Below are 696 nucleotides of genomic sequence, written 5' to 3'. Positions count from 1 at the left end.
CACTTTGTGTCTATTCTTACAGAAACAGAAGTGCAACCAGTAGAAAAAACAGGTTCTTCTGTTGGTATCGATGTGGGGTTAAAAGATTATGCCATTCTTTCAGATGGCATAACATACAAGAACCCTAAATTCTTCCGTACATTAGAAGAAAAGTTAGCGAAAGCACAGCGTATCCTTTCTAGAAGAACAAAAGGTTCTTCGAACTGGAATAAACAACGTGTGAAAGTTGCACGAATCCATGAACATATTGCAAATGCAAGAGCTGATTACTTACATAAACTTTCTACTAAAATCATCAAAAACCACGATGTTATCGGTATGGAAGACTTACAAGTCCGTAATATGCTCAAAAATAGAAAGCTTGCTAAAGCGATTGGTGAAGTATCTTGGTCGCAATTTCGAACGATGTTGGAATATAAAGCAAAATGGTATGGCAAAAAAGTTGTTATGGTATCTAAAACATTTGCTTCTAGTCAATTATGCTCCAATTGTGAATACAAAAACAAAGACGTTAAAAATCTAACCATTCGTGAGTGGGATTGCCCTTCTTGTGGCGCACATCACGATAGAGATCGAAACGCAGCGCTCAATCTTAAAAACGAAGCAATTCGTCTCTTAACCGTAGGAACTACGGGGATAGCCTAATGAATTAGAAACCGTTAGGTTTCTGTACTTAGGAATCTCCCACTTCAAACA

1 protein-coding gene is annotated in these 696 nt (G+C 37.5%); it reads left to right on the top strand.

The features are described 5' to 3' along the window. Nucleotides 1-645 (top strand): transposase (locus MR065_RS27040; RefSeq protein WP_242215740.1); only part of this gene is annotated, 645 nt, incomplete at its 5' end. Nucleotides 646-696: the final 51 nt, after the last annotated feature.

Source organism: Bacillus cereus group sp. BfR-BA-01383 (assembly GCF_022663495.1).
GTDB lineage: Bacteria > Bacillota > Bacilli > Bacillales > Bacillaceae_G > Bacillus_A > Bacillus_A cereus_AU.
The sequence above is the reverse complement of the archived record's forward strand: the minus strand, read 5'-3'. Positions and strand labels throughout refer to the sequence as shown.